At 44.7% G+C, this 13,366-nt stretch carries 17 protein-coding genes; 14 read left to right on the top strand and 3 right to left on the bottom strand.

Annotated elements, in window-relative coordinates:
• Positions 1-4 precede the first annotated feature (4 nt).
• Genes O8C68_11920 through O8C68_11910 form a run of 3 tightly spaced genes read left to right on the top strand, consistent with a single transcriptional unit; the run spans position 5 to position 2,396 of the window.
• Positions 5-1,048, top strand: coding sequence for an amidohydrolase family protein (locus O8C68_11920; protein MCZ7396498.1), 1,044 nt, complete (start codon positions 5-7; stop codon positions 1,046-1,048).
• Positions 1,049-1,065: 17 nt separating this feature from the next.
• Positions 1,066-1,512, top strand: coding sequence for a universal stress protein (locus O8C68_11915; GenBank protein MCZ7396497.1), 447 nt, complete (start codon positions 1,066-1,068; stop codon positions 1,510-1,512).
• A gap of 23 nt (positions 1,513-1,535) precedes the next feature.
• Positions 1,536-2,396, top strand: coding sequence for a CBS domain-containing protein (locus tag O8C68_11910; GenBank protein MCZ7396496.1), 861 nt, complete (start codon positions 1,536-1,538; stop codon positions 2,394-2,396).
• Between the two features lie 53 nt (positions 2,397-2,449).
• Here the strand turns inward: O8C68_11910 and lysS are convergent, their stop codons facing one another.
• On the bottom strand, positions 2,450-3,958 hold the full coding sequence (lysS, locus tag O8C68_11905; GenBank protein MCZ7396495.1) for a lysine--tRNA ligase: 1,509 nt from the start codon (positions 3,956-3,958) through the stop codon (positions 2,450-2,452).
• 67 nt (positions 3,959-4,025) lie between these two features.
• Here lysS and O8C68_11900 point away from each other — a divergent pair, with 67 nt between their 5' ends.
• The 5 genes from O8C68_11900 (at position 4,026) to O8C68_11880 (ending at position 6,363) form a co-directional block, all read left to right on the top strand.
• A complete protein-coding gene (locus O8C68_11900; GenBank protein MCZ7396494.1) occupies positions 4,026-4,514 on the top strand; it encodes a phosphopantetheine adenylyltransferase in 489 nt (162 codons plus the stop codon).
• A 74-nt stretch (positions 4,515-4,588) separates the two neighbouring features.
• The gene (locus tag O8C68_11895) at positions 4,589-5,023 is read left to right on the top strand and encodes a flavodoxin domain-containing protein (GenBank protein MCZ7396493.1); all 435 of its coding nucleotides are present in this window, start codon (positions 4,589-4,591) and stop codon (positions 5,021-5,023) included.
• Between the two features lie 122 nt (positions 5,024-5,145).
• A complete protein-coding gene (locus tag O8C68_11890; protein ID MCZ7396492.1) occupies positions 5,146-5,649 on the top strand; it encodes an amino acid-binding protein in 504 nt (167 codons plus the stop codon).
• 70 nt (positions 5,650-5,719) lie between these two features.
• The gene (locus O8C68_11885; GenBank protein MCZ7396491.1) at positions 5,720-5,941 is read left to right on the top strand and encodes a hypothetical protein; all 222 of its coding nucleotides are present in this window, start codon (positions 5,720-5,722) and stop codon (positions 5,939-5,941) included.
• Entirely contained in the window at positions 5,938-6,363 is a 426-nt protein-coding gene (locus tag O8C68_11880) for a type II toxin-antitoxin system VapC family toxin (protein ID MCZ7396490.1), read from the top strand. The genes O8C68_11885 and O8C68_11880 overlap by 4 nt, the downstream gene beginning before the upstream one ends.
• A 45-nt stretch (positions 6,364-6,408) precedes the next feature.
• Here O8C68_11880 and O8C68_11875 read toward each other — a convergent pair whose 3' ends face one another.
• Positions 6,409-7,257 carry an acyltransferase gene (locus O8C68_11875; protein ID MCZ7396489.1) on the bottom strand — a complete coding sequence of 283 codons (849 nt, stop codon included), beginning with the start codon at positions 7,255-7,257 and terminating at the stop codon, positions 6,409-6,411.
• A 113-nt stretch (positions 7,258-7,370) separates the two neighbouring features.
• Between O8C68_11875 and O8C68_11870 the strand changes: the two genes are divergently transcribed.
• Positions 7,371-7,544, top strand: coding sequence for a CooT family nickel-binding protein (locus O8C68_11870; GenBank protein MCZ7396488.1), 174 nt, complete (start codon positions 7,371-7,373; stop codon positions 7,542-7,544).
• Between the two features lie 3 nt (positions 7,545-7,547).
• Entirely contained in the window at positions 7,548-8,561 is a 1,014-nt protein-coding gene (locus O8C68_11865) for a type II glyceraldehyde-3-phosphate dehydrogenase (GenBank protein ID MCZ7396487.1), read from the top strand.
• Here O8C68_11865 and O8C68_11860 read toward each other — a convergent pair.
• Positions 8,558-9,343, bottom strand: coding sequence for a mechanosensitive ion channel family protein (locus O8C68_11860; protein ID MCZ7396486.1), 786 nt, complete (start codon positions 9,341-9,343; stop codon positions 8,558-8,560). The genes O8C68_11865 and O8C68_11860 overlap by 4 nt on opposite strands.
• 394 nt (positions 9,344-9,737) lie before the next feature.
• Between O8C68_11860 and O8C68_11855 the strand changes: the two genes are divergently transcribed.
• From O8C68_11855 to O8C68_11840, 4 genes are read left to right on the top strand one after another with little or no spacing between them, the layout of a single operon-like run.
• Positions 9,738-10,349 carry a TetR/AcrR family transcriptional regulator gene (locus tag O8C68_11855; GenBank protein MCZ7396485.1) on the top strand — a complete coding sequence of 204 codons (612 nt, stop codon included), beginning with the start codon at positions 9,738-9,740 and terminating at the stop codon, positions 10,347-10,349.
• A 10-nt stretch (positions 10,350-10,359) separates the two neighbouring features.
• Positions 10,360-11,109 carry an ABC transporter ATP-binding protein gene (locus tag O8C68_11850; protein MCZ7396484.1) on the top strand — a complete coding sequence of 250 codons (750 nt, stop codon included), beginning with the start codon at positions 10,360-10,362 and terminating at the stop codon, positions 11,107-11,109.
• 1 nt (position 11,110) lies between these two features.
• The gene (locus tag O8C68_11845; GenBank protein ID MCZ7396483.1) at positions 11,111-12,223 is read left to right on the top strand and encodes an ABC transporter permease; all 1,113 of its coding nucleotides are present in this window, start codon (positions 11,111-11,113) and stop codon (positions 12,221-12,223) included.
• Entirely contained in the window at positions 12,224-13,204 is a 981-nt protein-coding gene (locus O8C68_11840; GenBank protein ID MCZ7396482.1) for a hypothetical protein, read from the top strand.
• Positions 13,205-13,366: the final 162 nt, after the last annotated feature.

Raw genomic sequence — 13,366 nt, 5'->3', positions numbered from 1 at the left:
TTGCATGGAACAAATCCTAAAAGGGACTATAATATACGGCGACGAGTTTGAGCCTGTTGATGGTTATATCACTATAGACAACGGCATAATTATAAACATTGAAGAAAGTAGAGTTCGCACCGATACCATAATCGCCCCATGTTTTGTTAATGCGCACACCCATATAGGCGATTCTGTGATTAAGGATCCGCCTTACCAGCCTCTTTCAGAACTTGTGCAGCCTCCGCATGGCTTGAAACACAGAACTTTGAAAAAGACTTCCTATGATGACCTCGTCAGCTCGATGAAGGCGAGTATTGCCGATATGATACAAACAGGCACATGCGCTTTTGCTGATTTTCGTGAAGGGGGACTTTCCGGTGTTCAGGCGCTCAATGAAGCACTCAAGCCCGGTGATAAAATAAAAGCGCAGATATTTGGAAGACCTATCGATCAGAATATGGATTATCTTCCGCTTTGCGATGGAACAGGATTGAGCAGCACTAATGACATCGATATCGAGATTGTAAAGGATATTATCAGTCAGACGAGAGAAAAAATAAAAAAATTTGCCATCCATGCAGGTGAAAGAGATTCATCCGACATATCCCCGGCACTTTCACTTTCGCCGGATTTCTTGATTCATCTGACCCATGCTGAAAAAAAAGATATAGAGGCAGTCGCAGAAGCCGGAATTCCTGTTGTGGTGTGCATGCGCTCAAATCTCATTACAGGGTCAGGGCTTCCGCCTGTTAAAAAAATGCTGGATGAAGGTATTCGTGTTGCTGCGGGAACCGATAATGTTATGCTTAATTCTTTGAACATGTTCTCTGAGATGGAATTTCTTGCAAAGATAAATCTTTTGGATGACAGACAAGTATTTAAGCTGTGCACGCTAAATGGGGCAAAAGTGTTAGGAATAGATAAAGAATTCGGCTCCATAAAAAAGGGGAAAAAAGCAAGATTGATGATCCTGACAAAAAAATCCAATAATATGCAGGGTATAACAAACCCATTGAGCAGTTTGGTAAGGCGGGCAAGACCGGATGATATTATTGAAATAATCTAAGGTGTTAGGAGGGATGTATGTCAAGCAAATTGTATAAAAAAATATTGATTGCTACAGACGGTTCGGAATATACAAAAAACTCAGTTGATTACGGAATAGACCTGGCAAAGAATACAGGATCAAAACTGCATGCTATTTATGTGGTTGATACCGCAGCTTTTGCCTCAATACCGATGGATGCCGCATGGGAAAGCATGTACGAGCTTTTAAGGCAGGAAGGCGATGAAGCCACAAAGTATGTGGCTGACAGGGCGGAAGCCGAGGGTCTGGATGTGGAAAGAAATACGGTTGAAGGGCATCCTGCCGATGAGATAATAAAATATGCCGAAAAGAACTCAATCTCCCTTATAGTAATGGGAACATTGGGAAAAAGCGGGCTTGACAGATTCCTTCTGGGCAGCGTGGCTGAAAAAGTGGTGCGCACGTCGAAGATACCTGTACTTGTGGTGCGCGGTAAAAAATAAAAGACCATAAAAGAGGAGAAAAAATGGCTGATACTCCAGAAAGCATCACAGTTGAAGAAATAATGGTCAGGGATGTTGCTTCTGCTGAATTACCCGGATCCAGAGACGAAGTTCTTGAGATATTAAAGACCAAACATATTTCAGGAGTTCCGATTGTAAAAAACAGTGAGCTTGTAGGGATTGTTACCAGGACAGACCTGTTGAAGAACCCTGAAGAGGAACAAATAGCGATACTGATGACCCGGAATGCTATCACGATCACGCCTGATAGCTCAATCGTTGAAGCGGCACGTTTGATTTTAGAAAACAATATCAGGCGGCTGCCAGTAGTTGAGGATCATTCTCTATCTGGTCTTATTACAATAGCTGATATAGTGGGAGCTATAGCGAGGTTGAACATCAAAACCCCTATCAGTGAATACATTGGAAATAATGTGGTTTCTGTATGGAGCGAAACCCCGCTTTCAGTAGTTGGCGCGATAATGGAATTAGCCGATGTGAAAGCCGTTCCTATCCTGGATACGAGTCTCACGCTGGTTGGCGTGGCGGCTGATAAGGATCTTATCAGTGCGAGCATAATCGATGACAAGACGGTGATGACGGATATGTCTGCCGGCTCCGATGACGATGCATGGACATGGGAATCCCTGCGCGACACAATGAGTCTGTATTACAGCGTCTCTAAAATCCAGCTCCCGGATTCGCCCGTGAAGGATATTTTAAAGCTCACGGGTGAGCCGGAAACGGCAGCGTTAAGCTCGCAGGTCAGCGATTGTGCCAGGAAGATGAGGCGCAACAAGATTGACCAGCTGCCTGTAATAAACAGCAAAAGAAAACTTCTGGGTTTATTGCGCGATAAGGACTTGCTGAAGGCTATAGTGTAGGTTTTTTGAAGTACTTGCAGAACGTAAAATCAGAGAAAACAATAAGAACCCAACTATCTGCTCGCCTCTTTAAACCTCTTCACTACAAAATCCCTGTCAAGCGACTCTAAAAAGTGCCCAGCCCTCGGTCCTGATTTCAGCCCGAGAAGCGCTGTGTACACAGCCTCAAAAACCTTTTTCCCATCTATGCCGCACTCAGCTGCCACTTTATACATGTTATCATGGATTTCCTGACCGCTCATGCCTTGCTCAAGCTCATCAGCCAGAATCGAAAGCGCAAGCTTCTCTTCTTTTGTGAAACTTTTCACCTGCGGAGGAAGTGTCTCCTGGACTTTGAATTTCACAAAGGCAGGCGCATACTTCGAAAGCCAGTTCCTTGCATTATTCGCCCTCTGCCTGATTGCTTCCACATCCGAGGTATCGTAACTGGTGCGCCTCAATACTGTGAGCAGGTAATCAAAACCCCGATCATCTGCAATCTGCACCGCTGTAACCATATGCCTGAAAGGGATATCCGTGGGCTTTGAAGCCTCGGTCTGGGAAAGCTGATACGCGCGCTTATCCCCCTCAACGCGGTCATACTCATCTATAAGATTCAGCAGTGCAAGCCCGGGGTCAAACTCGATGTGTTTTTCAGGCTTCTGCCTGATAATCAGGTAGCGAAGCACCTCTGGCGGCACTATCTCAAGCATCTCGTTTATTGAAATCGCAAGACCGGTGGAGGAGTGCATGGCACCTTTGCCCTTCAGCATAATCCACTCATACACTATCGGATAGGGGGGCTCGTAATTGTATATCTCACGGCTTATCCTTTTTCCGGTATCGTAAGAACCGCCTGCTGTGGCGTGGTCCTTGCCGAAAGGTTCGACCGTCGTGCCGAATATGGGCCATCTCGCAGGCCAGTCAACGCGCCATGTGAGTTTTCCTCCTCCTTTAATGGAAACAGTGCCGGAAGAGCCGCATTTGCAGGCATAATCAACCGTCTCCTTTTCGATATCAAAACCCGTAACTCTGGTGGTAGAGAGGCGCCCGCATTCATTGCATATAGGATTGAACGGGTTCCAGTCAGGTTCAAGTTCCCGTCCTGATACTTCGGAGAGTATTTTTGCTATTGCATCCCTGTTGAGCAGCGCTTTCTTAACGGCTTCGACGTATTTCCCCTGTTTATAAAGTTCATCTGCCCTGTAAACAACAGGCTTGATGCCAAGAGCGTGCAGCGCCTCAATAAATGGCAGCAGGAAATGCTCGGCATAACTCTTATGGCTGCCGCATGGGCATGGAATCTCGGATAGCGGCTTTCCCACGTGGTCTTCATAATCCTTGGGAAGGAAGGGATACACTTTGCGCAGCGGGTCGTAGGTATCTGCTATGTATATGAGGCGCACATCCGCGCCCTTATCCGAAAGCGCCCTGTATATCGCATCTGCTGTTACTACCTCTCTCATGTTGCCTATGTGGATCGCGCCTGAGGGAGTAATTCCCGAAGCTACGGTATGCTTTTTTCCCTTCGTGAGCACATTTTCTGCGATAACGTCTGCCCAGTGTATCGTCTCTTCGGTCATCGCCCTTAGAATCGCATAAGAGATATTAAAGGATACTCTTATCGTTTGCCTGCACAATCCTGAGAATATGGCGCGAGTAGTTGTTGGAGGGACTTTTGACCCTCTGCACGACGGTCATAAGGCCCTGTTGATGAAAGCCTGCGAGCTTAGCCGCAAAGGGGAATTACTCATCGGGCTTGCTTCGGATGAAATGGCTAGGAATAAGCCCCACAGCGTAGTTGATTATCGCTCGCGCTACGATGAAGTCAAGCGATTTATCAATGCGCAGGGAATAAGTCCTGTGATTATCAGGCTTGATGATCCGTATGGTCCTACTATACATGATGATTTTGATTTTCTTGTGGTATCCCCCGAGACCCTTCCTGTTGCGCTTAAGATAAACATGATACGCAGGGAAAAGGGTTTGGGGGAGATAGAGCTCGTACTTGTCGATTATGTTCTTGCAGATGACAGCTTGCCCATCTCCAGCACGCGCATCAAAAAAGGAGAAATAGATGCGCACGGGAAGGTATTGAAAAAGAATGCTCATAGAGCCACGAGCGAAAGCTTTATCTAAAATCACTTTTAACATTATCATGAGAAAGGGATAGTGTAAACTATAATTCCAATCTCGCTAAAGGGAGGAAAAATATGCCAAAAGTAGTTGTTGTGTATCTCAGTACATCAGGTAATACAAAAGCGATGGCAGATTCAATCGCTGAAGGTGTTGAATCAAGGAATGTTGCTGCTGCGGTCATGAATTTCCATGAGGCGAGAATAGAAGAAATCAAGTCTGCGGATGCCATTGCCATAGGCTCTTCGACTTTCTATTATAAGATGCTGCCCCCGATGGAAAAATTCATTGACAGCCTTTCAAAAGCGAATGTGAAGGGTAAAACAGGTGCAGCCTTCGGCTCTTATGGATGGAGCGGTGAGGCGCCTGTGATGATTGCGGAAAAGATGCGCGAACTCGGTATTAATGTTATCGACCCTGTACTGCGCATACAGTATCAGCCTACAGACAAGGATCTTGAAGAGTGCAAGAGGCTGGGAAAAGACTTAGCCAACAAATTGAAAAAAGCGTAAGTAAAAAGGGCTGCAGAAGGCGTTGCATATAACCGTGTTCTTGTATCTGGAGACTTTTTTATGTCGAAATCACTTTTAGAGATGACAAAACATTTGTATTAAGTATAACTATAATAGAATTAATGTGGAGTATTATCCAGGAAAAATTCAAGAACCACCCGGCTCAGGAAAAAGTTGTAAGACTGCTTTTAGAAAGGGGTTTCCAGATAAATAAAGACGGCAGGGTGGTCTCAGGCAGTATCGAAATACCTCACACCCAGATAGCTCAGGAAATCGGAGTGGACAGAAGGGTGGTTGACGCAACCTGTGAAACCGTTTCAAAGGATGCAAAGCTCATGGCGATATTCCAGAATATCTGCACCATGCCACTCCTGCGGGAAGTCGCGCCTTTGCTCGGTCTTGGCGTCATAATCATCACGCCCGACGACGCTGCCAGAAAAGGGCTGCTGGGGAGCGTGGCAACATCTGTGGCTGAACACGGAATTATTATCAGGCAGGCTGTGTCTGACGACCCCTACCTCACCGAAAATCCAAGGCTTACCATAATTACGGAAGGAAAGGTGAGCGGGGAGCTTGTGAACGCTCTCACGAAGATAAAAGGGGTAAAAAGCGTGACTGTTTATTGATCCGGCTTGATTTTTTCAGGTATAAGTATCTCAAGCAACTATTTAAACCTAAAAAATAAAAATAAGATGCATGGCAGATGGCGAAATAATCGAGAAAATAACATCCATAGATGAACAGATACATGACCTCAGAAAAATGGTTCTGGAAAGCGGCAGCCGCATAAAGGAAGATGAGACCAAATCGGCAGCCAGAGCTTGGCTTGCAAATGCTAAAAAACTTGAAAAAAAGTGGCCAAAAACTGCCCCTTCTGTCCTCGAAATGACAAAAAAGGACAGGAGACACAATGAATGAAACCAATTTGCATTGACGCAAATGTTTTTATTGCTTCAACAAAAGGGAACGAGCCTTATTCTCCTGATTGCAAGCGAGTGATTCAGGCGGTAGCTGATGGTGAATTCTATCTAATCGAGCCTACAATCTGCCTGACCGAAGTTATACGGAACATAACAAAATACCTTGGGATGGAAACTGGAAAGACTCAGGAGAACAACCTCAGGCGGATGGTTTCTATATGGGAAATCTGCGATGGCCATTTCTGCACCAGCGCGGGATATACCGGGGCGCTGTACGGAACTTATGCGATGGATTCTCTTTATCTCGAAACTGCGCTAAAACACCATGCAGTCCTCGTATCCTTAGACGAAGATGATTTTATATTGCGAATAAAGGGACGTGTTGAAATTGATATTTATCACCCAAAAGATTTCCCTTAGTACTTGAATTGCGTGCCCCATTTTTATCGATAAAATGCAACTTCCTCAAATATCCTCAAGCAGGGTAAATCCATAAAAAAGCCTTTTTTCAAGCTCACCCAGTCCCTCAAGGTCGTCCCTTTCTATTATCACACCGCCCGAGGCTGTTAAGGTGCCATCCACGTTAGAAGTTTCATGCATTAATACTGTATCCGCGCTAATCTTACCGAGAATCTTGCAGTTTCTTCCCAGAATTACCTTTCCTTTTGTTGAGACAAGATTTCCGTGGACTATACAGCCTCGCCCTATGGCAACATCATCCGTTGCGCGGATACTGCCGAACAGTGTTACGTGGTTTCCCATGGAAAGGGAACGGGCGCGGATATTGCCGAGCAGGCGGCAGTGGCTCCCTATTTTAGCTGGTGAGATTGTCTTGATTGCTTCAAGGCTTATCTTTGTCCTGTTGGGTATTGAAAGAACTTCATTATCCGGCATATCGTCCGAAAAAAGCTCGGAAAGCGCCTTTTCAACCTCCTCCTCGTTTCCAAAGCGCAGCAGTGCCATCAGATAAAGGAATAGGAACATGACCACAGGAAGAGGGTTGCGCACAACAATCCAGCCTTTAACATCGTACCCGCCATTGATTTTCACATTGTTTCCAACATCAAGATTGCCTGCAGCAAAGAGTTTCCCGGAAATATTGACAAATTCCCCGAGATACGCATCTGTCTTTGTCCTCACATCGCCTGTAATCTCAGACCACATGTCGATTCTGACATCACCCTCAGAGATTATGTTGCCTGAGACCTTCACGTGCTCGCCTGCGATTACGCTTCTGGCAATCAAACCATAGCTCAGCTCTGCGTAGTTTCCCACAAGAACATCGCCTTTTACCACGATGGAATGCTCTTCCATGACTGTATTATCGGGTATGAGCAGTACCTTCAGTTCAGGTATTGTAAAGCCTCCACGTCATTATAGCCGCAAGGGATGATAAATATTAATATCACCAAGTAGAATTAACTGTCATGTGCGAACTCAGGGTAATTCTCAAAGGAAATACCGTAATGGAAGATGTTGTTAGGATAACAGCGAATGAAGATTCGATCAAGCTCCAGGGCATGCTGGGCGAGACCAAGACCATTCACGGCAGGATTATGGATGTTAATTTAACAAAACAGGAAGCTATAATAGGAGAATAACGGATGAAGGCGAAAGTTGCAATCAACGGCTATGGAACGATAGGAAAACGCGTGGCAGATGCGGTTGCGGCGCAGGACGACATGGAAGTTGTCGGTGTCGTGAAGACGAAACCCAGTTTTGAAGCATGTATCGCAGAAAAAAAAGGATACGAGCTTTATACCACAGCCAGAGAGAATATCGAACTCTTCAAAAAATCAAAAATAAATGTCAGCGGCACCCTTAATGAGCTTCTTGACAAAGCTGATATAGTCATTGATGCCACTCCCGGCGATTTTGGGGAAGAATATAAGAAGCTCTATGAAAAACATAATATCAAAGCAATCTGGCAGGGCGGGGAGGAGCATGAACTGGCTGGCTTTTCTTTTAATTCAGAGGCAAACTATGAGAAAGCCCTTGGCAGGGATTTTGCAAGGGTGGTCTCATGCAACACCACAGGGCTGGTGCGGGTTTTATATGCGCTCGATGCTACTTCTGGCGTGAAGAAGGCAAGGGTTACGTTGATAAGGCGCGCTGCAGACCCCAATGATATAAAAACAGGTCCTATAAACGCACTTATCCCTGACCCCATCAAACTCCCCTCGCACCACGGTCCTGATGTGAACTCGATTCTTCCGGATATTGATATCACAACCATGGCAGTAAAATCCCCAACCACGCTTATGCATCTCCATGCGCTGAATGTCGAACTGGAAAAGGCAATGAGTGAAGAGGAGGTTATAAAAGTCTTCGAGGAAAGGCCGCGCATCAGGCTTGTGAGCGGCAGGGACGGGATAAAATCCACAGCAGAAGCCATGGAATTCGCAAAAGACCTTGGAAGGCCCCGCGGAGATATGTGGGAGAACGTTGTGTGGAGGGATTCGATTTCTTTCCATAAGGGGGAGCTGTATTTCTTCCAGGCGATACACCAGGAATCCGATGTGGTTCCTGAAAACGTGGATGCAATCAGGGCAATGCTTGAAATGGAGAAAGACGGGCTAAAATCTATAAAAAAGACGAATAAGGCTCTTGGAATTTAAGGCTTTAGCATTATTTTTTCTTTTGCAAAATCTTCTTTGATCCTGCCCACAACAATGGAAACAATGCTATCTCTCTCTGAAACCTGATTTACCCAGAATCGAAGCTCAACCCCTACATTCCATGACGAATCGCCAGGTGTTATCCCTGTAACTAACACCTCAATATCATGCTGCTGGATTCCCTGTCTATTTTTGGCTGCTGAAATCATTATTTTCGAGACTTTTTTTAAATCAGCGCCCGATGTCAGGGATAGAGGTATCTTCACCTGAATTCCCCCTGTTTTTGAATAATTTACGATCGCACTGGATGAAAATGTGGAGTTTGGAACCGTGATCATTCGACCATCAAAGGTCCTGATACGGGTACTTCGAATGCTTATATCCTCTACAATGCCAGGGCTCCCCATAATATCAATGACATCTCCTGCATCAAACGGTTTTTCAAGCATGATAAGAATGCCGGAAATAAAATTCGATATAATAGCCTGAGAACTCAGACCGATTACCAGACCCATAATTCCAAAACTGGCTATAAAAGTAGTAATATTGAACTGAAAGATGTCAAGAATCATTACAAACCCTATAAAAGCAATAAAATAGGTGATGATTTTATTTATAGAGCTGATGACATTATCGGGTAAACCCGACTGTTTTCCAAAACGAGATATTGCAGTAGCGATTATCTTTGCAATAACGGAAGCAATGGCAATGATAATAAGAACATACACAATTTTTTCTACCATCATACCTGTGTTGTAACTGAAAAAAGCATCAAATAGCATATCGAATGCAATTTGACCCGAGATTGTATTAAGCTATCGCAATTTTGCAAAGAACGAGACCCGCGCTGCTGCTCTTCGCCTTTGGTCTGTTGCTCACCTGGGGAAACTACTTTGCCAAACAATCATACGTTTTCGGGTAATTGTGATATTTATTTTCCTGAGCATAATTTTATATGAACATAGCCGTGCAAGAAAGAGATCATAGAGCGATTACTATGACAGGTGAGGTTTAATTGGAATCCATTATTGAGGTCAGGAATCATTCCAAGGTTTTCCTCGCAAGGAGAGACAAAATAACCGGAGACTGTGGTTGCATATTTGAAGGATAAAGGGATTTCGCACCATGTGCCAAATGTGGAAGCTTTAAATATTTGTAAGTAATTACTTACTAAATGTGGACGAGACTGAGCAGAAGATATTAGATGCAGCCATGAAAGTGTTTGCCAGCGAAGGATACAAAGGCGCAACTACCCGCAGAATCGCACAAGAGGCAAATGTTGCTGAACTGACTTTGTTCCGAAAATTCCAATCAAAAGATAACCTACTGAAAGAGGTTTTGATTAAGAAACGTGAGCCTGTACTTTCGGTACTCGATTCTTTATTCAGGATGGAAGAGGAGGCAGACCTTACAACAAGCCTTCACAACTTAGGTAAAAACATTGCAAAGACTATGAAGGATAGAATGAAAGAACGTGAATACCTTATGTTCATGTTCATGCTGATCGAAGAAGGGCGAAGGAGACCCGAAGTCGCTGAGATTTTTTCATCTATTTTTCAAATGAATATAGCGCGCCTGAGCGAATATTTTGAGCTGCAAATAAAAAATGGAAAAATGCGTAATGTCAATCCTCGATCGGCGGCATTGGTTTTTGTCAGCTATTTCGTACACACATCTTTATTAAAAGGAGTACTTAGTGATGATGTTTTGGGTGATAGTGAAAAGGAGTTTGAAGAGTTTATTGACATATTTACAAACGGTATCGTAAAGTCGAGGACAAGAAGATGAGGTGAGTAACTTGGAATCCATCATTGAGGTCAGGAATCTTACCAAGGTTTTCCTTGCAAGGAGAGCCAAAATAACAGCAGTAGATGATATCAGTTTTGATATATTTAAAGGAGAGATTTTCGGCATGATAGGGCCCAACGGCGCAGGCAAGTCCACTGCATTTGCCATGATGACGACTTTGATAAAACCTACAAGCGGCAGCATAAAAGTTGCTGGTTTTGATGTTGAAAAGGAGGATGACAGGATAAGGGCAATCATAGGTATAGTCCCACAGAAGCTCAGCCTTTACCCTGACCTCACGGCGCGTGAGAACCTGGAGCTTATGGGCAACCTTTATGATGTGCCGAAAAATGTCAAGGAAGAAAGGATTGAGTACTACCTGAAACTGGTCAATCTTGAAACTCATGCAGACCGTCTTACGGGCGGCTTTTCAGGCGGCATGAAGCAGCGCCTTTCAGTTATCAGTGCTGTGATACACGACCCGCAGATAATCTTCTGGGATGAACCAACGACCGGTCTTGACCCCCAGACCAGGCAGGCTATCTGGAAACTTGCCCGTAAGTTCAATAAGGAAGGAAAAACTCTTATTTTCACTACACATTACATGGATGAGGCAGATAAACTCTGCGACAGGGTCGCGATAATGAATGCCGGTAAACTGTTGGCACTTGATACGCCGGAAAACCTGAAGAAGGCTTCAAACAGCACGAGTCTTGAAGAAGTTTTCATTCATCTGACAGGCGAGGAGATACGTGATTGAAATGGATTTAAAAAATGAAATCCGGAAATCCTGGATAATTATGATCAAGGAGTTCAGACAGATCCTCAGGAAAAAAGCATTCATGATCCCGATGTTCATGTTCCCGATAGTTATGATTGTTTTTTTCGGTTATGGCATGGGTGGCACGATCAAAAATGCCGACATTCTCATCGTCAATGACGACACGGGTACAGCCTCAAGTTCCCTTGTTCAGGAAATCGGAAGCTTCATCCCCAAATACGGGGATCCCAGAATGTTCTCTATTACCTACACGAAGGATTTGTCGCAATCCGGGGCTGAGAGGAAAATAGATGCCGGGTTGTATAAAGCCGTCCTGATAATTCCGCCCGATTATAGCGAACGCGTAGCAAAAAATGAGAGCGTGACCCTGACACTGCTGACCGATTCCTCGGACACCACATCAAGCGGCATAATCATTAATTTCATGAAACAGTTATTTGCAGGAACGTCAGGTTCGCGAATTTCGTTGAATATTCCTGATATTTACGGAAAGCTGCAGTACATCGACTTCCTCACACCTGCTGTTATTGCCCTTACAGTGTTCTTCGGTACTATTCAGACCATGGGTTATGCGATAGCAGGCGAGCGGCAGGACGGCACATTAGTTCGCATTATGATGACACCTGTGAGCCGGGGAGCCGTTATTTTCGGTAAAACCCTGCATCAGCTTGTATTGCAGCTTGCCAGGGCTGTGGTACTTATAGTCGGCGCAATTGTTATCCTAGGCGTCACGATGAATGGAAGCTGGCTCCTTGTGGCTCTTGTGCTTATCATCTTCACTTTTGGGGCGGTAGGTCTTGGAATGGCTATCTCTGCCGTATCAGAGGACATGATCTCTTTTCAGGCGATAAGCATGTTAGTCGCCTTTCCTTCCATGTTTGCCACGGGCGTTTTCTATCCTTTAAGCTCTGCTCCGGACTGGATGCGCTGGATAGCGTATATGGTGCCTCTCACGTATGCCAACGATGCAATGCGCACAATCATGATCAAGGGTCAGGGGATTGGCTTTATAGCCAATGATTTGGTTATACTTATTTCCTTTGGGATTTTTTATTTCGCTCTTGGTGTCTATCTTTTCAGGAGGGAAGCATAAATGAAAAAAATTTTGATTGCCTTTTTTCTATTGGTTTTGATGTCCGCCGCCGGAGCGGATACCCCGACCACATATAACGTGCCAAGGAGCTTTGATTTTGGGCAACATTACTATTATACGTACGGAAGCCCTAATATTAATGCTACCATAGTCGGCACCAATGAATTCGACAGGGACCAGACCATTACTCTGCCTATTGACTTAATGAACCAGGGCAAATATTTAGGATTTGAGAGAGACCATACCCCTACAACCGCTGATGAAATATATGCAGCCCAGACCCAGGTCAAGCTTGAGACAAAGATCGTTGATGCATCCGGCGTAGTTGCAGCGCTCTCCGTAGATCCGAGCGGTCCGCTTGAAGTCATGTCTCCAGCCCAGCAGGTCGGTTCCATAAAGAGCGGAGAGAATACGCTTTCTCCGGTAAAATTCGATATAAAAATCGCCAAGAAAGCCAAGGCTGGCGAATATAATCTCTATTTGAATCTAACCTATGATTACCAGAAATATGTGCAGATCTCAAATCCAAACGCCACTGTACAAACATACGATGCAAGCTACTGGTACTCGATGATGAGCCAGAACCAGACCCTGAAATTCAAGGTAAAAACGCAGGCAGATTTTGAAGTGGTGCGAACCACAGGCAGCCTTTATCCCGGAAGGGAAGATGTCGTGCAGATAGCGATTAAAAATACGGGGGAGGAAGAAGCAAGGAATGCAAAGGCAATAATCAACCCATCCGACCCCCTGAGCACCACGGACGACCAGGCATTCCTCTATACCATAAAGCCCGGTGATACAGTAGTTGCCAGCTATAAAATAAAGGCAGATAGCAAGGCTGTGCCCAAGACCTATGGAGTGGACACGGTGATACGATACGAAAACCTGGATGGAGATACCGTATATTCAACTACTATGCAGGCGCCTGTTGAGGTGAAGGAGATTGGCATATTCCAGAGGTTGTTTGGTTGGCTTTATTGACTAAAAAGCATATTTGCACATTTTTCTTATTTCGATGGTAGATTTATAATGGGTTGTATTGTTGGCTACGGTCAAGGGGTCATTTTTTGTAAATCATAACAGAGCTTAAATAATATTAAAATAATTATTAAACTGCAAAGGTGGTATAATGAGCTTCTGTCC

It is taken from the genome of Candidatus Methanoperedens sp. (assembly GCA_027460525.1).
Taxonomy (GTDB): Archaea; Halobacteriota; Methanosarcinia; order Methanosarcinales; family Methanoperedenaceae; genus Methanoperedens.
Note: the sequence above shows the minus strand (reverse complement) of the source record. Positions and strands in the feature narration are given on the sequence as shown.

Excerpts from the sequence above, each read along its gene's own strand:
- O8C68_11865 (MCZ7396487.1), top strand. The coding sequence starts at position 7,548 with ATGAAGGCGAAAGTTGCAATCAACGGCTATGGAACGATAGGAAAACGC.
- O8C68_11910 (MCZ7396496.1), top strand. The coding sequence starts at position 1,536 with ATGGCTGATACTCCAGAAAGCATCACAGTTGAAGAAATAATGGTCAGG.
- lysS (MCZ7396495.1), bottom strand. The coding sequence starts at position 3,958 with ATGACCGAAGAGACGATACACTGGGCAGACGTTATCGCAGAAAATGTG.
- O8C68_11890 (MCZ7396492.1), top strand. The coding sequence starts at position 5,146 with ATGTGGAGTATTATCCAGGAAAAATTCAAGAACCACCCGGCTCAGGAA.
- O8C68_11895 (MCZ7396493.1), top strand. The coding sequence starts at position 4,589 with ATGCCAAAAGTAGTTGTTGTGTATCTCAGTACATCAGGTAATACAAAA.
- O8C68_11885 (MCZ7396491.1), top strand. The coding sequence starts at position 5,720 with ATGGCAGATGGCGAAATAATCGAGAAAATAACATCCATAGATGAACAG.
- O8C68_11845 (MCZ7396483.1), top strand. The coding sequence starts at position 11,111 with ATGGATTTAAAAAATGAAATCCGGAAATCCTGGATAATTATGATCAAG.
- O8C68_11870 (MCZ7396488.1), top strand. The coding sequence starts at position 7,371 with ATGTGCGAACTCAGGGTAATTCTCAAAGGAAATACCGTAATGGAAGAT.
- O8C68_11875 (MCZ7396489.1), bottom strand. The coding sequence starts at position 7,257 with ATGGAAGAGCATTCCATCGTGGTAAAAGGCGATGTTCTTGTGGGAAAC.
- O8C68_11840 (MCZ7396482.1), top strand. The coding sequence starts at position 12,224 with ATGAAAAAAATTTTGATTGCCTTTTTTCTATTGGTTTTGATGTCCGCC.
- O8C68_11860 (MCZ7396486.1), bottom strand. The coding sequence starts at position 9,343 with ATGCTATTTGATGCTTTTTTCAGTTACAACACAGGTATGATGGTAGAA.
- O8C68_11920 (MCZ7396498.1), top strand. The coding sequence starts at position 5 with ATGGAACAAATCCTAAAAGGGACTATAATATACGGCGACGAGTTTGAG.
- O8C68_11915 (MCZ7396497.1), top strand. The coding sequence starts at position 1,066 with ATGTCAAGCAAATTGTATAAAAAAATATTGATTGCTACAGACGGTTCG.
- O8C68_11880 (MCZ7396490.1), top strand. The coding sequence starts at position 5,938 with ATGAAACCAATTTGCATTGACGCAAATGTTTTTATTGCTTCAACAAAA.
- O8C68_11900 (MCZ7396494.1), top strand. The coding sequence starts at position 4,026 with ATGGCGCGAGTAGTTGTTGGAGGGACTTTTGACCCTCTGCACGACGGT.